Genomic DNA, 19,265 nt, shown 5'->3' on the forward strand with positions numbered 1-19,265 from the left:
TGAATCATGGATTTTACTCTTATCTGGAGTGTTCATTTCATGGAAGAGCAGCAGCTAATCAACATCTCCGCTCTACAGCACTTTGCTTTTTGTCAGCGCCAATGCGCGCTGATCCACTTAGAGCAAGTGTGGCAAGAAAACTACCTAACGGCACACGGGCGGCAGTTACATGAGCGCGTTGATAACGGCGAGCCAGAAACTCGTAAAGGGGTGCGTTTTGAACGTGGCGTAGTGGTGACTGCGCCACAAATAGGCGTAACAGGCAAATTAGACTTATTAGAGCACCATAAACTCAGCAACCAATTTGTTCCCGTTGAATATAAACGAGGGAAGCCAAAAGCCAGCGATATCGACAAAGTACAGCTGTGCGCGCAAGCCTTATGTATCGAAGAAATGTTATCCGTTGAAGTCACAAATGGTGCACTTTGGTATTGGCAAACACGCAAACGCATTGAAGTTGAGTTCGATAACTCACTGCGAACGCAAACTAACGCCTTGATTACCCAAGTACAACAGTTGTTTGCAAACGGGAAAACACCTCCGCCAACCAAAGGTAAACACTGTAAGGCATGTTCTTTAATTGAGATCTGTCAGCCAGATTTAACCCATAAAGATGGTTCAAGCGGTTACGTAGCCGGATTGTTTAACACGGAGGCGGAATGAAAAAACTGCAAAACTCACTTTATATCACCAAAGATGGCGTCTATTTGCATAAGCAGCGCGAAACCTTACTCATTGAGCAGAAAGTGGAGGGAGAAAAGCAAAAACTGATGCAGCTTCCTATTCATTCGATTGGTAGCATCTTTTGTTTTGGCAACATTATGGTTTCGCCGCAGTTACTTGGCTTTTGTGGTGAAAATGGTACGCATCTCGCTTTTTTTGATATGCATGGCCGTTTTCTCGCCAATGTGGTTGGGAAACAAACGGGCAATGTATTGCTGCGTAGGCAGCAGTTTAATGTTCAGGAGCAAGCTGCAAATGAGCTTGCCAAGCATATTGTCGCTGCAAAAATACGTTCATCTCGTATGTTGCTTTTACGCTTTAGGCGCAATCACAACAGTACGCCACAGTTAGAAAAAGCCATTGAGCGTTTAAAACAAATTATTGATCAACTCAAAGGCGTGATTGCCTACGACACCATTTTAGGACTAGAGGGGGAGGCCGCATCGCATTACTTTTCCGCGTTTGCTGACATGTTTAAAGGCAATGAAAGTAGACGGCTGTTTGATAGGCGGACTCGAAGGCCGCCTAAAGACCCAGTTAACGCGGTTATTTCACTGCTTTACTCTGTGTTAGGACAAGAGATAAGTGGCGCATTACAAGGAGTTGGCTTAGATCCTCAGGTCGGTTTTTTACACAAAGAACGGCCCGGCAGAAATAGCCTCGCCCTCGATCTTTTAGAAGAGTTTAGAGCTTACATTGTCGATAGTATTGCCTTAAAACTCTTTAATAATAAAAGCCTGACCACGAAAGACTTTGAGACAGATTGTCTTGGTGGAGTCAGCATAAAAGACGACGCGCGTAAGCTGGTTTTTCAGGCTTACCAAGCGAAAAAACAAGAAGAAGTCATACACCCTTTTTGGCAAGAAAAGGTGCAAATTGGTTTATTACCGCATGTCCAAGCCATGTTACTAGCCCGGCATTTACGTGGTGATTTAGCCCATTATCCGCCATTTGTGATCAAAAAATAAGGAGAGTGCGCCATGATGGTATTGGTCACCTACGATGTATCTTTTGCTAGTGAAGATGGACAAAAACGTCTCAGGCAATTAGCAAAGGTGTGTTTAAATTATGGTGTAAGGGTGCAATATTCTGTATTTGAATGCGAGATAGATGCGGCGCAATGGCTGCGCTTTAAAAATAAGATGTTGTCAATTTACGACCCTGAAGTCGACAGTTTGCGTTTTTATAAGCTCGGCAAAAACTGGCAAAACAAAGTGGAGCACCACGGCGCGAAAGAAGCGATAGATATATTCAGAGATACCCTAATTTTATAATCGCTAGGTTTGAGTTCTCAGTAAAACACCGGGGAGCTAGCGATTGCATAAGTTCTTTAAAAATAGAGCAAATATTTATTTTTATAGCTTTACACCAAATAGTTTTCTTCTACCGCGTAAAGTTAGCGGCAAACCATAATATATGCTAGTTTATACGTGCCTTTCACAATAGGCGGTCGCGCCTCCCGCAGGCGCGTGGATTGAAACCAAGCTCATACTGCGAGGCTAATTCAGCGAATCAGTCGCGCCTCCCGCAGGCGCGTGGATTGAAACACGTCTCCGCTGAGCTTGTCCATGTTGCGCGACGTCGCGCCTCCCGCAGGCGCGTGGATTGAAACACCAGCGCCACCGCTGATGGTGGTACCGTGTTGGTCGCGCCTCCCGCAGGCGCGTGGATTGAAACTGGGAAAAAGTCAGGCAAATGGGCTCGATAACCGTCGCGCCTCCCGCAGGCGCGTGGATTGAAACTTTATTGTCCGCTTAACGTAGTAAAGCTGAGAGGTCGCGCCTCCCGCAGGCGCGTGGATTGAAACTCTTCATCGCTTAGTCCTTTCTGATTTGTGACTGTCGCGCCTCCCGCAGGCGCGTGGATTGAAACAAGGTCATCGGTGGTTTTGAGCGCTTTGCTAACGTCGCGCCTCCCGCAGGCGCGTGGATTGAAACTGCCTAGACAGAGCAAAGCAGTTTGTTGCCCCTCGTCGCGCCTCCCGCAGGCGCGTGGATTGAAACCCGGAACCAATAAGAAGGCTGATTACAAATTTTGTCGCGCCTCCCGCAGGCGCGTGGATTGAAACTTACCCAATGGTTTTCGTGTTGGCCACGGCGACGTCGCGCCTCCCGCAGGCGCGTGGATTGAAACCTTTGCGCATGAAGCGACATTGGCCGATGTGGACGTCGCGCCTCCCGCAGGCGCGTGGATTGAAACTCTCGAAGCCGTGATTCTCAATCTCAAGAGTCTCGTCGCGCCTCCCGCAGGCGCGTGGATTGAAACTAAGCACCTTACGCTCAAGAGCCTTATTCGCCTTGTCGCGCCTCCCGCAGGCGCGTGGATTGAAACTCTCGAAGCCGTGATTCTCAATCTCAAGAGTCTCGTCGCGCCTCCCGCAGGCGCGTGGATTGAAACCAGTGCAGAAAGAAAGGATGTCATGGCCGCTGGGTCGCGCCTCCCGCAGGCGCGTGGATTGAAACATTAGATCGAGCATCACTTGCCCTTGTCCCGCCATGTCGCGCCTCCCGCAGGCGCGTGGATTGAAACTGCGCTCGATGTTTTCAGGCAGCGTCGCTTCATGTCGCGCCTCCCGCAGGCGCGTGGATTGAAACTTCACACCACCGAACTGTCCGCTACTTTGCGTCCGTCGCGCCTCCCGCAGGCGCGTGGATTGAAACCTACTGAGCACTTCAATTTCCGGTTGATACTTTGGTCGCGCCTCCCGCAGGCGCGTGGATTGAAACACATCCTGATACGGTCCCGCGATGTTGTTCTTAGTCGCGCCTCCCGCAGGCGCGTGGATTGAAACTAGTCCGCCTTAAGCGGTTTGTTAAGCCTCATAAAGTCGCGCCTCCCGCAGGCGCGTGGATTGAAACAACGGACGGAGACGAATAAGCCATGCTCACTGACGTCGCGCCTCCCGCAGGCGCGTGGATTGAAACTCGATGGCTCGATAGAGCCGCCTTTTTGGTTATGTCGCGCCTCCCGCAGGCGCGTGGATTGAAACTCGACATGTGGGATATGCCAACCAGAAAGGAAGGTCGCGCCTCCCGCAGGCGCGTGGATTGAAACGATACTGATCATCCCGTCGGCGAAGAAGGCCAAAGTCGCGCCTCCCGCAGGCGCGTGGATTGAAACGAGGTAAATGCTTAAAAACACCCCAAGATAAAGGTCGCGCCTCCCGCAGGCGCGTGGATTGAAACCATTCAACACGCCAGAAGATGCGTTGCTACGGTAGTCGCGCCTCCCGCAGGCGCGTGGATTGAAACTCTGTAATTCGAGCTCATAACCTCACCTACATCGAGTCGCGCCTCCCGCAGGCGCGTGGATTGAAACTTTTAGTTCCATTAGTTAACTCTCTTTACGTACGTCGCGCCTCCCGCTTGATTCCGGACGACCAAGAAGGCCACAGCGACAGCGACGGTGACGGCATTCCTGATTATCTGGATGCCATCTCTGACTGCAACGTGATTCAGCAAACGGTAGCAGAGAACGACAGCTTCCTCATTGAAGGTCAACCTGGCGTTTGTTTACGTAAAGGTGTCACCATAGTGGAAAACCAGACAGGTGGAGCGCGCTTGCTGGATAATGAGCTGACGGTCGACAACGAGGCGGACAACATTGGTGGTATTTTTGACTTTGTGGCGACCAACTTGCCACAACCCGGTCAGAGCTATCAACTGGTTATGCCGCAGCGTTTGCCTGTTCCGGCGAATGCCGTTTATCGTAAGTTCCGAGCCGATGTGGGTTGGGTCGATTTTGTTGAAGATGCTGACAACTCGATTGCGTCTACGTCGGGTGAAGCGGGCTACTGTCCGCCTCCGGGAGACAGTGTATGGACACCGGGCTTAACTGAAGGCCATTGGTGTGTGCAACTTACCGTCCAAGACGGTGGACCGAACGATGATGACGGCATGGCAAACGGCAGCGTGGTTGACCCAGGTGGTGTTGCCGCTCGCGCCAGCAGCAATGCGCTGCCACAAGCAAGCGACGATACTGCTGTAGTTACGCGCAATGGCAGCGTGGTCATTGATGTGCTGAGTAACGATACGGACGCTGATGGTGACAGCTTAACCTTAAGCAGCGCTTCGGTGGATATCGGCAGTGTCAGCGTGGTGAACAATCAGTTGAGTTACACCACTCAGTCACAGTTTTTCGGTGTGGCGACCATTACCTATAGCGTGACAGACGGTAATGGCGGCACGGGGACTGCGAAAGTCACCGTCAACGTACTCAACAATCAAAATCCGCGTGCAGAGGATGATGTGGTTGAAACCAACGACCGTACGCCAGTCACGATTAATGTCCTGTCCAATGACAGTGATGTTGATAATGACGCGTTGACTTTAGTGTCAGTTAATAAACCCGAGCATGGACAGGCCGTGTTGAACGCCGATCAAACGGTGACCTACACGCCGACCTTGGGCTTTGAAGGTACGGATGTTATCACCTATGTCATTCAAGACAGCCAAGGTCTGCCAGACACTGGCCAGGTCACAGTGACGGTGAAACTAGTGAAAGATGTCGATGTATCAAACAGTTCAGGAGGCCCGTTAGGCGGTATGGCATTAATGTTACTTACTCTCGCTGGCGCGTTGCGCCGAGTTGGTAAAAAAGGCTGGTTGGCGCTGCTGGCTGCGCTGAGTTTTAACTCTCAAGCAGCCTGGTATCTCGATGCGCAGATGGGCGTCAGCCATGCTGATGAGCGCAGCGCTGTTAGCACGGCGGATGTGGTCTCAACCGATGATAACGGCTTCTACCGTTCGATTGGCTTGGGGTACCAGTTAGATGAAAATTGGTCAGCGATGCTGCGCTATGTGGATATGGGAGAGGGGAGCGCGGCGCTACGTGGCGCGACCACTTCGCCACAGGAGTACCATCAAAGTGTGGCGAGTGTCTCGCCCATTTTGGCCAGCGGTGTCGGCTTAGAGGTGGGCTATCAATTTTGGCAAAGTGACGCTTGGCATGCTAAAGCCCATCTTGGTGGCCTATTTTGGAATGCGGATATTGAAAGTACCTATCAAGGTAGCACCATTAAGACGGACATTGACGGCTTTAATGGTTATGTAGGGGCTGAAGTGGGGTACGCGCTTTCGGAGAAATGGGGCCTTGGCTTGCAGGCTTCACGCTATTTTCTGCGAGAAAACGATGTCGATACCATCGCGATACAACTCACTTACCGCTGGGCTCAGTAGCAAGGTTTAGAGCAAAATTCTACACATCGGAGACTATGCCACCCAAATGGCATGGTCTCTAGAAGGAAAACATATCGATTAGGGGAGGAACTGGAAAGTTCCTCTTTTTGTTGCTTTGGCGTTAAATAAAGCTTTGTCGGCTTTGGAGATAAAACGCTCTAAATCATGATGCTTCGCAGTTAACTGGTTGTAAAACTGAATGCCGATGGTGACGGTCAAAATATTGGCAACGCTTGAGCTTGGATTGGGAATGGCCAGTTTTTTCACTGATGCCAATAACGCTTGCGCTTTTTCCACACATTCTTGCTGAGAAATGGCAGGGATAAAAACGAGAAACTCATCGCCGCCATAACGAAAACAGCTACCGCTCTCATGGCTCCATCTCTTTAATGTGTGGCTCACCATTCTTAACGCTTTATCGCCGTTGAGGTGGCCAAAGGTGTCATTAAGATCTTTGAAACAGTCGATATCGACCATAAACAAGGCAGCACTTTGTCTGTTGTCAATCGCTTGTGCCAATAGCGATGGAAGGTAGATCTCCAGTGCGTAGCGATTGTTTAATTGAGTTAAATGGTCTAAACAAGAGAGCGTTTCCAGTGACGCTCTTTGCCGTTTAAGTTCCTTAAGTGCGGTTTTGTATTCGGTAATGTTTCGCACCGACCAAAGTACCTTATCTTCTCCAATTACTGGGATCACAAACGCGCTGAAATATTGCAGCTCAGTCGGGCCGGCGACCCCTTTAGAACAAGGCATGTCATGAGGTTGTAACTCATACTCAAGCTCTTGGGGCTTTTGCGTCGCAATCACCTGTTTTATCACATCCAGAAACCATCTTGCTTTGTCGTCGGGTAGAACTTCAAACTGGCTTAAACCAATCACATGAGCTGGATCATGGTGTCGTTTGGTATCTGTACCCCCCCAAGCTTCAATGTAATATCCGGCTTCACTAATAAGGAAGGTGGGCTCCGGTAGTGATTCAAAAAAGTGATGGATCACTTTTGGGTTATTCACAATAACGCGCGATAAGATGGATTCATCTACCATACTGTGCCCTTACTTCACTTTATGATTTAAATACAACTATTAAGATATAGCTCAATAACAGATTGTAGGGTTAATGGTGACGCAGGTTTTATCAACTTTGCCAATTGTCTCAAGGCTAAGAAGAGGGATTTCATCAATTGATAAAATCGTCACATTCGATTTAGTAAATTGAGGAAATTGGACGACACTTAACTTAAGTGCCAAAAAACGCTGCAAAGGAGATGGCGATGAAGTCACTAAAAGTTAAAGACTATATGACCTTACAAGCGGTGACCTTTACGGTCGATATGTCATTGAGCGCTGCGCTGAATAAAGTGATGAAAAGCCTTGTGATGGGCGGCCCCGTGATCAATGAAAAAGAAGAAGTCATCGGCTTTTTATCCGAACAAGACTTACTCGATAAGTTAGTCAAAGCCAGCTACTACTGCCAAGACGCGCATACGGTCGGTGAATGTATGCATGTCGATGTGTTGTCGGTGTCGCCTGAAATGTCGATTATTGAGCTGGCGGAGATGATGAAGGTAGGCAAACCGAAAATGTACCCGGTGGTAGACAAAAACAGACTAGTGGGTGTGATCACTCGTCGCGATGTGCTGAAAGCGATAGGAAACAGTCTGACTGATTGTTTCAAGCATCCCGTCTAGGTATACAGACAAGATGCGAGCAGATGGTGTGGCCTCGGATTAGCGAGGCCATTTTATTGCGAGCAGCGAAAAGTCGGCAAAAAAGGGGCTTGACCTTAGAGTGCACTCCAAGGTTTATGCTTAGGTTGTCATCTTAAAAAAGGAATCGACTATGTGCGCAAAACATACTGCTTGTCAGTCACAAAAAATGGCGGCTATCCGTCCAGCTTCGACTTGTTGCCAGAGTGCTAACCTCGCGGCTGCAAAGATCAGCCCAATCAACTCAGCGACGGCAGATTGCTGCTCCTCTGATGTATGCTCAACCAGCGACCCAGGTGAGGAAAGCGAGCGGCAAAGGCCTCAAACCTCAAGCCTGAACACAGCGCGCCAGCAATGGCTCATCTCAGGAATGGATTGCCCTTCCTGTGCGCAAAAACTCGAGAAAGCACTGCGTTCACTGGACGGAGTTATCGAGGCAAAAGTGCTGTTTGCCACGGAAAAACTGGTGGTCGATTTTGATACGCGCGTCGCGGCCAGCGATATTGAGCACCTAGCGCAAAAAACCGGCTTTCCTCTTAGCCTGCTCAGCGCAACAAAAGCGCGCAATCCCCTCAACGAGTCGGCATCTGGCTGGCGCGCAACATTGAAAAGTAACGCGCATATCTTGACCATTTCCCTTGCCATGGCGATAGGCGCCCTGTTTTCAACCATTGATAGCGATATCAGCCGTTGGATATTTGTACTCACCTGTTTAGCCGGGCTTTATCCTGTTGCGAGCAAAGCGTGGCGCTTGGCCTTATCGGGTACCCCATTTGCGATTGAAACCTTGATGAGCGTGGCCGCTCTAGGTGCACTTTATTTGGGTGAAAGCGTTGAAGCGGCAATGGTACTGCTGCTGTTTTTGATTGGTGAAAAGCTGGAAGCTTATGCCTCGTCCCGGGCTCGCAGTGGCGTGCAAGCTTTGATGGCGCTCGTGCCAGAAAACAGCATAAAAATCGTCGATGGTGAACGGGTTGCGGTAGCTGCTAGTGAGTTGCTTCCGGGGGATGTGGTGGAAATTGCTCCGGGCGATCGCTTGCCAGCCGATGGTAAATTGATGAGCGCGCTCGCCAGTTTTGATGAAAGCGCGTTGACTGGCGAATCCCTTCCTGTCGAACATCAGGTTGGTGCTAAGTTGATGGCAGGCGTTGTTTCGCTAGATAAAGTCGTTCGAGTCGAAGTGACGTCTAAGCAAGGTGAGAATGCGATTGATCGTATTTTGCACCTGATCGAACAAGCCGAATCGCGTAAAGCACCGCTGGAGCGTTTCCTCGATAGATTTAGCCGCTGGTACACACCACTGATGATGCTGGTCTCGCTGGTTGTTATCGTCACGCCGCCATTGCTGTTTGCCCAGCCATGGGAAACGTGGGTTTATCGCGGTTTAGCCTTGCTGCTGATCGCTTGCCCCTGTGCATTGGTGATCTCGACGCCAGCGGCAATTACATCCGGGTTAGCTGCCGCCGCTAAACGAGGTGCGCTGATCAAAGGGGGTGCTGCGCTGGAGTTACTTGGCAAAGTGGAGACGATCGCCTTTGATAAAACCGGCACCTTAACTCGTGGCAAGCCGCAAGTGACCGATATTATTGCTGTTGATATCAGTGAAGAGAAACTCCTTACCATGACCAGTGCGATAGAGGTCGGCTCCAATCACCCGTTGGCAACGGCCTTAGTTGCCAAAGCCAAGGACGCTGGAGTGACGATTCCTCACGCCCAAGACAAAACCGCGCAGATTGGTGTTGGTGTTTCTGGATGGGTTGACGGGCAGTTAGTGGAAGTGATTGCCTCAGCGAAAGCCAATTTTCCGCTTACGGACGCGCTCGCAAAAGCGATGCAGGCGCTAGAAGCTGAGGGAAAAACCGTGGCTTTGGTCCGTTGTGATCAAAAAGTCATGGGGCTGATTGCATGGCAAGATACCTTACGTGACGACGCGAACCAAGCGATCCGTGCGTTGAAGCGCCTGGGTATTTCCTCGCTGATGCTCACCGGAGACAATCCACGTAGTGCAGAAGCGATCGCTGCGCATATCGGTATCGATTTTCAGGCTAACTTGCTTCCTGCCGACAAAGTTCATCACGTTGAAAAAGTGGCGACAATGCAGACGGTGGCGATGGTCGGAGACGGCATCAACGACGCACCTGCGATGAAGGCGGCGAGTATTGGCATTGCGATGGGCGGCGGAACCGATGTGGCGTTAGAAACTGCCGATGCCGCGCTCACGCACAATCGCTTGGTCGAACTGCCAGCGATGATCGAGCTATCGCGTGCAACGCTAAGCAACATTCGACAAAATGTTACCTTGGCTCTGGGGTTGAAAGCGGTATTTCTGGTAACGAGTCTGCTCGGCATCACTGGCCTCTGGGTGGCGGTATTGGCAGACAGTGGTGCGACCGCCTTAGTGACACTTAATGCGTTGAGGCTGCTGCGTTTTCAAGCGCAAGAAGAGTAGTGGTTAGCGCACGATAGACAAAGATGCCTGCCGATACGCGGCAGGTATCTTTGTCTCAGATTTATGCAAATGAATGATTGATTTGTTGTTATTTTGTGATGCCAAACGGTTTTTCCTGAAAATACATAATTGTTACATTAGTCAGTTGTGAGTTTGATCACTCCATATTTCGGTTCGGTTAAGTAAAGTGCACTCTGTACCCCACAATTTCATTTGAGCTTACCTCGCAGAGTAAGCCGCAATAAGGAGTGACTTATGTCTCAAGCTGTTTTCCACTTAGGTGTAACTGAAGCTGATCTTAATGGTGCAACGCTAGCTATTATTCCTGGTGACCCAGCGCGCGTACAAAAAATCGCCGAAGAGATGGAAAATCCAGTATTTCTAGCCAGCCATCGTGAGTACACCCTGTACCGAGCGGAGCTAGACGGAAAACCTGTGGTTGTGTGCTCTACCGGTATCGGTGGTCCGTCAACTTCTATTGCGGTTGAAGAGTTAGCGCAACTTGGCGTACGTACTTTCCTACGCGTTGGTACGACTGGTGCTATTCAGCCACATGTGAATGTTGGTGACATGATTGTCACCACAGGCTCTGTGCGTCTTGATGGTGCCAGCTTGCACTTTGCGCCAATGGAGTTTCCAGCCGTTGCCGATTTTGAAGTAGCAACAGCAATGAAAGCGGCCGCCGAAGAGAGTGGTGCAACGGTACACACAGGTGTTACCGCATCAAGTGATACTTTCTACCCAGGTCAAGAGCGTTACGACACTTTCACCGGACGCGTAGTACGCCGTTTCCAAGGCTCGATGAAAGAGTGGCAAGATATGGGCGTGCTGAACTTTGAAATGGAATCAGCGACGCTATTGACTATGTGTGCGAGTTCTGGTCTACGCGCGGGTTGTGTTGCGGGCGTGATTATCAACCGTACTCAGAAAGAGATCCCAGATCACGCAACGCTGAAAGAAACCGAAGCGCGTTCAATCAAAGTGGTTGTGGAATCGGCGCGTAAGATGCTGTAATCACGCTTTTTATTCGAAGCAGAATTGTAAAACCCGGAGTTTTGGCTCCGGGTTTCTTTTTCCACACAAATATTAAATATCGTCGCTGCCCCCGGCTTGGGCAAACCAGTTAGTGAGGTGCAGTTTCAGGTCGCGCAGTTCATCTGGCCCAATCAGAGCTAGGCCAAGATCTTCCGCTCGAGTGATGTCGTTGTGGCGCAGTGGGCGGAAACTCACTAACATCGCACGTGCTTGCAACCCGCCCAGCAGATCGCGCAACGATTCTAATTTGTAGAGCGTATCGTCGCCATCATCACGCATGCCTTTGGTTTTGCACTCAATGATGTGCAATTTGTTGTTCACGACCGAGGCCACATCTAGCTCATTGCGTACTTCACGCTCCCCAAGCTGACGGTAAACCTGTACGTTCAACGAATGGTCCTGAATGGTCGGCATGTCATCTTGAATTTGTTTGACTGTGCTGTGCACTAAGGTTTCCAGCCATTCGCCGTTGGAAAAGCGGCGCGCGTCCTCATTGGCAAAGGTGAGTACCCCGTTTTCGTAGGTGGCGATATTGGCATCAACCAAATCTGCCAGCAGCATATTCAGTTCACGGTAGCCTTGCTGCTTGTCGGAAAGCTCGACGTCGAGCCGCTGTTCTTTGCGGCAAGTGGTGGCTAAATAGTTGAGCGTTGCCAGCCCGGGGCCAAGCTCCAGAGCATTGCTCGCCCAGCGTTCACCAAGCTGGTAGAGCTGTTGATCCAGTTGGGGGGGCAGCGCCACCTCGTTAAACTCACCGCGTGCGCCAAAAATGGTGAGGTAATCTGAAATAGTGATACGGTCTTGAACTTGGGTTTCTTCTCGTCCGTCAGGGTAGAGCCAGCAAAGTTTGTCGCTATTAGGCTCCACGACAAAAATCGGCCAATGATAGGTGCGAAACACTTCATACACCGAAAGCAGACGATGTCGCAGGCCACAACTGGCGTTCAGTTTCACATCTTCACCACGGCGTTTAAGATCCTCTGCCAGCGATTGGATAGATTGCTTGATGAGAGATGTATCGACCACTGAGGGAATTTCAAAAAACTCGGTCGTGATGCTGCGTTGGGCGAGGACGGAATGAAGCCTTTGGTACATGTCGTGCTGTGATTCGTCACCGATGAAAATGATGTGCGTACTGACGGTGCGATGATCGAGTAGGGGGGTGACCAAGCGTACCGGATCTTGGTCGATAATACCGACGTGAACAGCCATAGAGTTTCCTTTTTATATGGGCTGCACAGAATGAAAGAGAAAAGAAATTGGCAAGCCCTTGATCTCCATATGTAGACAAGGCTTATAAAAAACAAGGGCAACGCTGTGAAAAGTTGCCCTTATCGGATTGGAGACGGACTTGGTACGATGCGTTTAGCTAAAACGCCTTATAGCTTGAAGCGATGTACCAGTTCAGTTTGTTGGTGAGCGAGATTCGACAAGCTTTCGCTGGTTTGCGCAATGGTAGCCATCGCATGGTAGCTGCGATCCGCGATGCTGTTGATGTCCTCAAGGCTACGTGCGATGTCTGCAGAGGTTTCGCTCTGCTCGGCGGCTGCGTGGGAAATATGCGTGCTCATCTGGCTGATTTCGATGATCAGCGCTTGGATCTCTTCCATTGAACTATTGGCTTTGGAGGCTTGTTCAACCGACATTTCCATATCGTTCATACAGCTTTGAATCACTTGACTGGCCGATTGCGAGCTGGATTGTAAGTTACTGATCATCGCTTCAATCTCAGTGGTGGACTGAGTGGTCTTGGAAGCCAGTACGCGTACTTCATCGGCAACTACGGCAAAGCCTCGTCCTTGCTCGCCCGCGCGCGCAGCTTCGATGGCGGCGTTAAGTGCCAGCAGGTTAGTTTGCTCTGCAATGTTGCGGATTACATCCAAAATCGAGCCGATTTGACCGCTCATGCGCTGTAGCTCAGAGACGGCACTGACCGACTCATTGAGGCGCATTTCAAGCTGGTTGATGGTTGAGATATTGCTACTCATGATGCTGCGGCCAGAATCTGACGCGGCTTCGACTTTTTGTACCATCTCCAAAGAGCTTTGCGCATTTTGTGCTACTTCTTGGACTGAATGGGACATTTCGGTCATTGCCGTGGCCACACTGGCGGTTTGACCACGTTGCGCATTAAGCTGTGTTTGCGCTTCAGAAGAGGTCTTCTCATTGTTGGCCGCGGTGTTAGTAAGATTTTCTGCCGCATCATTAAGCTTGACTAGGATGTTATGCAAGCTATCAGCGAGGGTATTGATATGGCCACTCACACGGCTAAATTCGTTGTTGTAGCGGATCTCGATACGCTGTGTCATGTCACCATTCGCCAGCCCTTCCAGTGTTGCCAGAATGCGTGTGAGCGGTTCGCGGACACTGTGCGCGATATGATAACCCACCGCAGCGGCGAAAATGGTTACCGCAATACCGATGACGATCGCCTTGAGCAAGCCTTGGTCGTAAACTTCCCCCGCTTCTACTAGAGATTGATTCAAATTGTCGGTGGCGGTGGTGGTAAAGGTTTCTAGCGTGGTCATGGCATTATCAACTTTGACCGCTAGGTTGGCGATGTTGTTGTACAACGCCGTTCTTGCGCGCAGGTAACTGGCATGTTGGTCAAGCACCCCGCCTTTTTGCCCGACGTCTTGGGTAAACTGTTCTACCGATTGGTTGAACACCTCTTTCAGAGAAGGTAACTGGGTCACCAAACCGCGATATGCGTAGTTTAAGTGGGTGACCGCTTTTTTGTTCTTGGTGACCGCTTTTTCCACAAACTCGAGGTCTAAGCTCGCCAACGCATCCGAGGTAATTACTTCAGCATCTTTCAACTTGATGAAATAGCTCTTAGCCATCACTTTGACGGAAATACTGGTTTGATCATCAACATACTCTTTCATGCCAACGGTCAACTCGGTATGCAGTTTTTGGAAACGACGAGAAGATTTTTGCACTTCAGCTTGGGCAGTGAACATCGCTTCGTAGTTGTTCATTGCTTCATTCGCTTCGGCAAAATAGCTCTGTTCCGTTTCACGAAGCTGAGCCAGTGGCTCGGCAAGCGCAGGATAAATACGACTTGCTTGTTCAAGCTCGGACAAAGTTTTGCCAAACTCTTGTTGTGATTGGCCGAACTCTTGGCGCATCTGAGCCATCCGATCTTGATCTTGTGTGGTCAGAAAATCTTTGAAGGATTTATCTGCTGACAGAAGTTGGACGCTGGTTTGGTTAGACAGTGAAACCAGAGGTAGAGAGGTGCTTGATACCGTCTCAAAGTTAGAATGAATTTGATTCATGCCGTTGGTCATGATGGTCACCGTGACTACAAACAGCACTATGATCAACGCGAAACCAGCATACATCCTTTTAATGACTGAACCTTGCATAAGTGAAGCCCTCTCCCAGATAGAAATAAAAAGTGCAAAAAGACGCAAAACGTCTCAAAAAATTAACAAAATTATCATCATTGTAGGCAGTTTGATTTGAGCATTTTATGACGAGGGCGACAAAATAAAGCTTTATAGATTGACGTACTGTTGATAATGTTAAGTGAACACTGTTTTTTATTGTGATGGCGCATGCCTTGACGCATACTAACTGGGTTACACACCACTTAATGGAGTACCTATGGCCGAAGAAACCATCTTTAGCAAAATTATTCGTAAGGAAATTCCCGCTGATGTGCTTTATCAGGATGATCTCGTCACCGCGTTTCGCGATATCAACCCTCGTGCGCCAAGCCACATTTTGATCATTCCGAACAAACTCATTCCAACTGTGAATGATGTTGAAGCTGATGACGAAGCCATGATGGGACGTATGTTCACTGTTGCCAGAAAGCTCGCCAAAGAAGAGGGCATTGCCGAAGATGGCTATCGCCTAATTGTCAACTGCAATGCGCATGGCGGCCAAGAAGTCTATCATATTCATATGCATTTGGTGGGCGGACGTCCACTTGGTCCATTGTTGCTCGGATAAATGGTGACTCGGATAGGTTAAGGGGCCAGCGAAGAGCTCGCTGGCCAGACGTCTGTTATATCTATTGGAGCCGAGTTTTGACGCGAAAGATAAAGTTTGCCGCATTGCTCAGTGGTGTATTCGCTTTAGCAGGGTGCGCCAATATGTCTGCCGGCAATCTATTTAGTCATTACAGTGAGCAGAATAAGTCCGTCTATCAGGCGGTGCAAAGCGGTCACTACTCACAAGCGCAGCAGATGCGATCAGAAGTGGTGGCCGGAGAGATGCTCGACAACATGGAGCGTGGCCGCTTGGCATTTTTAGCCAGTGATTATTCGGCAAGCAAAAGCGCCTTTGAAAGAAGTGATGTGGCAGTGCGACAATGGCAGGATCAGGCGAAAGTTTCTCTGTCACAAACCGCCACCAGCGTAGGCTCATTGGCCGTGAATGACAATCTGAATAATTACACCCCAGCAGATTATGAACTGGGTTTTTTGCATCTTTATCTTGGCTTGAACTATCTACAGCAAAGTAGCTTAGAAGGGGCCTTGGTCGAAATGCGCAGAGCCAACCAAGTGCAAGAAGCGGCGCGAAAAGCCCGTGAAGAAGAGCTTAATGCAGCGCAGCGAGACATGCAGAAAAACGGCATGGCCACCAATGTAGGCAGCGTATTGGCAAACTATCCCGACGCGGGACAAACGTTGCAGGCGGTGCAAAATGGCTATCTGTTTTTCCTCTCAGGGCTGCTTTATGAAGCGTCACGCGATCTCAATGGGGCGTATGTTGACTATCGCCGCGCATTGGCGGTGATGCCAGACAATCGCGAAGTGATTGAGCGAACCATAGCCGTCGCCAAAAAGTTGGCAATGCGCGAAGATCTTCGCCAACTGGAGAAGCGCTACGGTGAACGCGATTTAACACTAGGTAGCGAAGAAGGGCGTATTATTGTCATCGAGGAACAAGGCGTGGTTGAAGCGCTGCAAGGATGGCGCATTGATCTGCCCGTTTACGATTCTCGTGGCGTTGGTGCGCTGTACTCATTGGCGCTGCCTTACTATGCCAAACAAAGTCGTGCGTCATTCTCACCGCTGAGATTAAATCAGCAGGCGTTGACGACGCACTCCTTGGCGGATGTGAACCAAATGGCGAGATACGATCTCGGTGAGCGTTTACCGTCGATGGTGATTCGTCAGGCGTTGCGTGTGGTTGCCAAAGATCAACTGCGCAAAGAAGCGGCCAAAGGAGACGATGTGGGCAATCTGCTCTTCAATGTCTGGAATGCGTTAACCGAGCAGCCTGATACTCGTAGTTGGCAGACACTGCCTGCGACAATCAACACGGCTAGTGCGGTGGTCAAGGCTGGAGAACAGGTGATGACGTCTACCAATCAAGATTATGTGTTTAACGTGCCAGCAGGGCAAACCACTTTGTTCTGGATCTCCCGTCAAGGGGATAACCAGACGATCTGGCACAAACAATTAGGGAGATTGTAATGAAAGTTTGGCTCATTCCAGCACTGGTATTATTGGCTTTGACTGGCTGCGCAGAAAATACCGCAGGCATGCGTGTTGATGGGGAAACACAGCATGTGTTCTTTCATGACAACGTATTGGGTAATCGTCTGTTGATCGACGATATCTCGACGGTACCCGCTGACGATCGAGTTCGTGGTGTGGTGCGTTTGACCAGTAATTACAAAGGTGACCAGTCGATCTTGTACCGTTTTTCTTGGTATGACGCGAATGGTTTGGAAGTGAACAGCAAACCCGGACCTTGGCGTCAAGCGATCGTCAGGGGCTTTGAGTCGATTACCCTGTCGGAAGTGACTGTTAATCCGAATGGTACTCAATACCGAGTGCAGATTCGTGCAAACAATGATTAAAACTCAAAAGTGTGAGGACTAAAAATGAACAAAGGTGTGGTTGCCCTGTTGGGGCTGGCAGTAGTTTTGGGTGGTTGTTCTAACAAGGTCTCTTATGGAGACGCACAGGCGACTGAAACGACAACGATTGATTTCGGCTCGACCGATCTGCAAACCATTGCTGGGCAAATGATCGATAGCATGATGATGTCAGGCTCAGTGGCCGCGATCACTCGTGACAAGCGCCCGATTGTCTTTGTTGAACGAATCAAAAACAAAACCAGCGAACATATTGATACGGAATCCATCACCGACACGATTTCGACCAAGATGTTGAACTCTGGCAAATTCCGTTTTGTGGATATGGATCGCGTAGAAGCGGTGCGTGAGCAGTTGAACTTCCAGAACAATGATGACTTAGTGAACCAATCAACCGCGATTCAGTTCGGTAAGATGGTGGGTGCGCAATACATGCTGTATGGCAATTTGTCGAGCATCGTCAAAAATGACGGCAGCGACAAAGATGTCTACTACAAAATGACCATGCGCTTGATGGATCTGGAAACGGGCCTGATCGAATGGGCGGATGAAACTGAAATCCGCAAACAGCAGTCTAAACGTTTACTTGGACTGTAAGCGCATGTGAGGCGAAATATGGCGTGGTTTTCTTGGCAGCAAGCCAAACAACTTGATCCCAGTTTGAATGCGGTAGCGGAGTTTTTTGTACCTGCTCCCGCACAAGTTCAAACGGTGACGGGAGGGTTAACCAATCGTTGTTGGAAAATCCTTGATGCCAATGGAAAAGCGTACGTTTGGAGGCCTGCCAGCAAAGTCTGTCAGGCTTTTTCTATTTCTCGTTACAGCGAATATCAGATTCTGGCGGCAATAGCACCATTAAAAATCGGACCCAAGCCGATTTTGGTCAACGAGCAGGGCTTGTTGGTCGAATGGCTGGAAGGCGTGACCATGCGTGGCGCGGCCTCTATCGATACCTTGCTGAAAACCTGCATTAAGATTCACGAATTTGATACACACGGTTTGCCGCTTGCGCCGTTCAGTTACACTGCAAGGGTGGATCACTACTGGATGCAGCTTGACAGTCACTATTTGGGGAGTGAATTTGAGAATTTGTATCAACAGTGGCGTATGGCTCCTTCCATTGAGCCTTTGCCCGTCGCCCTTTGTCATTTTGACTTAGGGGATTATAACTTAGTCAAAGGTCCGGATGGGGTGAAAGCGATTGACTGGGAATATGCCGCTTTAGCTGATCCTCGCTTGGAATTGGCGTTGGTGATTCAAGTTGCCGGGGAAAACGTGTTTGAGTCGGTATGTCGTTACTGCCAGTTGAGAGAAATAGACGACATCGATTTGTGGCTTGATGGTGTGAAAGCGTGGCAGCCGCGTTTAACCATGATGGCGATGCTGTGGTACCTACTTGCCGACAAGCTTTGGGGGGGTGAAGAATATTTGCTCAGTGCCAAGCAAATGCTGCATACATTATGTCACGAGGATCACTGTTTACAGCCTCAACCCGGTTTACCACTTTAAACCCCTGCTAATCGTGGTAGATTTATGGCTATACCCAAGCTTAAAGTGAGAGGGAAGTATGATTATCTATCTTCATGGCTATGATTCAACCAGCCCTGGAAACCACGAAAAAGTGTTGCAATTGCAGTTTATTGACCCCGATGTACGTTTTGTAAACTACAGTACCTTACATCCGAAGCATGATATGCAGCATTTATTAAAAGAAGTGCACAAAGCCATTGAACAATCGGAGGATCCCGAGCCGATTATTTGTGGTGTCGGTCTGGGTGGCTACTGGTCCGAACGCATTGGCTTTTTGTGTGGCATCAAACAGGTGATTTTCAATCCTAATCTTCACCCGGAGAACAACATGCAAGGGCGTATTGATCGCCCTGAAGAGTACGAAGATATTGCAACAAAATGTGTCGAAAAGTTCCGCATGAAAAATCAAGGTCGTTGTTTAGTGATCCTGTCGCGCAACGACGAAGTGCATGACAACAATCTAACGGCAGAAGAGTTGCAAGACTACTACTCCATCATCTGGGACGAAAAAGAGAGCCACAAATTCAAAAAGATTTCTCAGCACCTGCAAGCGATGAAAGCGTTTAAAGAAGCGCTATAGCGACCTCAAGTGCTTCACAATCGATATTCTTGCAAGAGAATATCAAACACCATCAGCCCCTTTTGGGGCTGAGCTTTTATAAGTGCAACTCATTTGATAATTGTTGAAAGATAATCGACCACTAAGCGGTCTCATCCTATTCTATTGTCTCTGCTCCTTTTTTAGCGTTACACGCCGAATGATTATTCTGGTGTTAGCGCTCACAACAATGGATTTTTGTTGC

At 49.4% G+C, this 19,265-nt stretch carries 16 protein-coding genes and 1 CRISPR repeat array; of the genes, 13 read left to right on the forward strand and 3 right to left on the reverse strand.

Features of this window, described 5'->3' with window-relative positions:
• Nucleotides 1–6: 6 nt before the first annotated feature.
• The 4 genes from cas4 to EA26_RS20255 all read left to right on the forward strand — a co-directional run bounded on the left by cas4 (nt 7) and on the right by EA26_RS20255 (nt 5,900).
• Nucleotides 7–663: a CRISPR-associated protein Cas4 gene (cas4, locus tag EA26_RS05630; RefSeq protein WP_052079631.1), complete on the forward strand. Its 657-nt coding sequence runs from the start codon at nt 7–9 to the stop codon at nt 661–663.
• Nucleotides 660–1,691, forward strand: a complete 1,032-nt coding sequence (cas1c, locus tag EA26_RS05635; RefSeq protein WP_039425128.1) for a type I-C CRISPR-associated endonuclease Cas1c — start codon at nt 660–662, stop codon at nt 1,689–1,691. Before cas4 ends, cas1c begins: the two co-directional genes overlap by 4 nt.
• Before the next feature lie 12 nt (nt 1,692–1,703).
• Nucleotides 1,704–1,997: a CRISPR-associated endonuclease Cas2 gene (cas2, locus tag EA26_RS05640; RefSeq protein WP_039425131.1), complete on the forward strand. Its 294-nt coding sequence runs from the start codon at nt 1,704–1,706 to the stop codon at nt 1,995–1,997.
• Between the two features lie 175 nt (nt 1,998–2,172).
• A CRISPR array of direct repeats spans nt 2,173–4,041; the repeat unit is 32 nt; unit sequence GTCGCGCCTCCCGCAGGCGCGTGGATTGAAAC.
• Nucleotides 4,042–4,088: 47 nt separating this feature from the next.
• Nucleotides 4,089–5,900, forward strand: a complete 1,812-nt coding sequence (locus tag EA26_RS20255; protein ID WP_404976602.1) for an Ig-like domain-containing protein — start codon at nt 4,089–4,091, stop codon at nt 5,898–5,900.
• Between the two features lie 78 nt (nt 5,901–5,978).
• Here EA26_RS20255 and EA26_RS05650 read toward each other — a convergent pair whose 3' ends face one another.
• Nucleotides 5,979–6,944 (reverse strand): sensor domain-containing diguanylate cyclase, encoded by a 966-nt coding sequence (locus EA26_RS05650; protein ID WP_039425137.1) that lies wholly within the window; start codon nt 6,942–6,944, stop codon nt 5,979–5,981.
• 227 nt (nt 6,945–7,171) lie between these two features.
• On the opposite strand from EA26_RS05650, the gene EA26_RS05655 reads away from it, so the two are divergent.
• From EA26_RS05655 to udp, 3 genes are all read left to right on the forward strand, one after another.
• Nucleotides 7,172–7,588 (forward strand): CBS domain-containing protein, encoded by a 417-nt coding sequence (locus tag EA26_RS05655; RefSeq protein WP_039425140.1) that lies wholly within the window; start codon nt 7,172–7,174, stop codon nt 7,586–7,588.
• A gap of 151 nt (nt 7,589–7,739) precedes the next feature.
• Entirely contained in the window at nt 7,740–10,055 is a 2,316-nt protein-coding gene (locus tag EA26_RS05660; protein ID WP_039425143.1) for a zinc/cadmium/mercury/lead-transporting ATPase, read from the forward strand.
• A gap of 255 nt (nt 10,056–10,310) precedes the next feature.
• Nucleotides 10,311–11,069 (forward strand): uridine phosphorylase, encoded by a 759-nt coding sequence (gene udp / locus EA26_RS05665; RefSeq protein ID WP_039425147.1) that lies wholly within the window; start codon nt 10,311–10,313, stop codon nt 11,067–11,069.
• Between the two features lie 72 nt (nt 11,070–11,141).
• On the opposite strand, the gene EA26_RS05670 is transcribed toward udp, so the two are convergent.
• Nucleotides 11,142–12,302: a DUF1887 family protein gene (locus EA26_RS05670; RefSeq protein ID WP_039425151.1), complete on the reverse strand. Its 1,161-nt coding sequence runs from the start codon at nt 12,300–12,302 to the stop codon at nt 11,142–11,144.
• A 167-nt stretch (nt 12,303–12,469) separates the two neighbouring features.
• Nucleotides 12,470–14,461, reverse strand: a complete 1,992-nt coding sequence (locus tag EA26_RS05675) for a methyl-accepting chemotaxis protein (RefSeq protein ID WP_152593661.1) — start codon at nt 14,459–14,461, stop codon at nt 12,470–12,472.
• A 241-nt stretch (nt 14,462–14,702) separates the two neighbouring features.
• Here EA26_RS05675 and hinT point away from each other — a divergent pair, with 241 nt between their 5' ends.
• The 6 genes from hinT (at nt 14,703) to ycfP (ending at nt 19,042) form a co-directional block, all read left to right on the forward strand.
• Nucleotides 14,703–15,053 (forward strand): purine nucleoside phosphoramidase, encoded by a 351-nt coding sequence (gene hinT, locus EA26_RS05680; RefSeq protein WP_039425153.1) that lies wholly within the window; start codon nt 14,703–14,705, stop codon nt 15,051–15,053.
• A 77-nt stretch (nt 15,054–15,130) separates the two neighbouring features.
• The gene (locus tag EA26_RS05685) at nt 15,131–16,525 is read left to right on the forward strand and encodes a COG3014 family protein (RefSeq protein ID WP_167772724.1); all 1,395 of its coding nucleotides are present in this window, start codon (nt 15,131–15,133) and stop codon (nt 16,523–16,525) included.
• Nucleotides 16,525–16,914 carry a YcfL family putative periplasmic lipoprotein gene (locus tag EA26_RS05690; protein ID WP_039425158.1) on the forward strand — a complete coding sequence of 130 codons (390 nt, stop codon included), beginning with the start codon at nt 16,525–16,527 and terminating at the stop codon, nt 16,912–16,914. The genes EA26_RS05685 and EA26_RS05690 overlap by 1 nt, the downstream gene beginning before the upstream one ends.
• 24 nt (nt 16,915–16,938) lie before the next feature.
• Nucleotides 16,939–17,529 (forward strand): penicillin-binding protein activator LpoB, encoded by a 591-nt coding sequence (gene lpoB, locus EA26_RS05695; RefSeq protein ID WP_039425161.1) that lies wholly within the window; start codon nt 16,939–16,941, stop codon nt 17,527–17,529.
• A gap of 18 nt (nt 17,530–17,547) precedes the next feature.
• Entirely contained in the window at nt 17,548–18,441 is an 894-nt protein-coding gene (gene thiK, locus EA26_RS05700) for a thiamine kinase (RefSeq protein WP_039425165.1), read from the forward strand.
• Between the two features lie 58 nt (nt 18,442–18,499).
• Nucleotides 18,500–19,042 carry an alpha/beta hydrolase YcfP gene (ycfP, locus tag EA26_RS05705; RefSeq protein ID WP_039425168.1) on the forward strand — a complete coding sequence of 181 codons (543 nt, stop codon included), beginning with the start codon at nt 18,500–18,502 and terminating at the stop codon, nt 19,040–19,042.
• Nucleotides 19,043–19,265: the final 223 nt, after the last annotated feature.

It is taken from the genome of Vibrio navarrensis, from assembly GCF_000764325.1.
GTDB classification, from domain to species: domain Bacteria; phylum Pseudomonadota; class Gammaproteobacteria; order Enterobacterales; family Vibrionaceae; genus Vibrio; species Vibrio navarrensis.

What these genes read in the sequence shown, in the direction of transcription:
- cas4 (WP_052079631.1), top strand. Translation starts at nt 7, where the DNA reads ATGGATTTTACTCTTATCTGGAGTGTTCATTTCATGGAAGAGCAGCAG.
- cas1c (WP_039425128.1), top strand. Translation starts at nt 660, where the DNA reads ATGAAAAAACTGCAAAACTCACTTTATATCACCAAAGATGGCGTCTAT.
- cas2 (WP_039425131.1), top strand. Translation starts at nt 1,704, where the DNA reads ATGATGGTATTGGTCACCTACGATGTATCTTTTGCTAGTGAAGATGGA.
- EA26_RS05650 (WP_039425137.1), bottom strand. Translation starts at nt 6,944, where the DNA reads ATGGTAGATGAATCCATCTTATCGCGCGTTATTGTGAATAACCCAAAA.
- EA26_RS05655 (WP_039425140.1), top strand. Translation starts at nt 7,172, where the DNA reads ATGAAGTCACTAAAAGTTAAAGACTATATGACCTTACAAGCGGTGACC.
- EA26_RS05660 (WP_039425143.1), top strand. Translation starts at nt 7,740, where the DNA reads ATGTGCGCAAAACATACTGCTTGTCAGTCACAAAAAATGGCGGCTATC.
- udp (WP_039425147.1), top strand. Translation starts at nt 10,311, where the DNA reads ATGTCTCAAGCTGTTTTCCACTTAGGTGTAACTGAAGCTGATCTTAAT.
- EA26_RS05670 (WP_039425151.1), bottom strand. Translation starts at nt 12,302, where the DNA reads ATGGCTGTTCACGTCGGTATTATCGACCAAGATCCGGTACGCTTGGTC.
- EA26_RS05675 (WP_152593661.1), bottom strand. Translation starts at nt 14,461, where the DNA reads ATGCAAGGTTCAGTCATTAAAAGGATGTATGCTGGTTTCGCGTTGATC.
- hinT (WP_039425153.1), top strand. Translation starts at nt 14,703, where the DNA reads ATGGCCGAAGAAACCATCTTTAGCAAAATTATTCGTAAGGAAATTCCC.
- EA26_RS05690 (WP_039425158.1), top strand. Translation starts at nt 16,525, where the DNA reads ATGAAAGTTTGGCTCATTCCAGCACTGGTATTATTGGCTTTGACTGGC.
- lpoB (WP_039425161.1), top strand. Translation starts at nt 16,939, where the DNA reads ATGAACAAAGGTGTGGTTGCCCTGTTGGGGCTGGCAGTAGTTTTGGGT.
- thiK (WP_039425165.1), top strand. Translation starts at nt 17,548, where the DNA reads ATGGCGTGGTTTTCTTGGCAGCAAGCCAAACAACTTGATCCCAGTTTG.
- ycfP (WP_039425168.1), top strand. Translation starts at nt 18,500, where the DNA reads ATGATTATCTATCTTCATGGCTATGATTCAACCAGCCCTGGAAACCAC.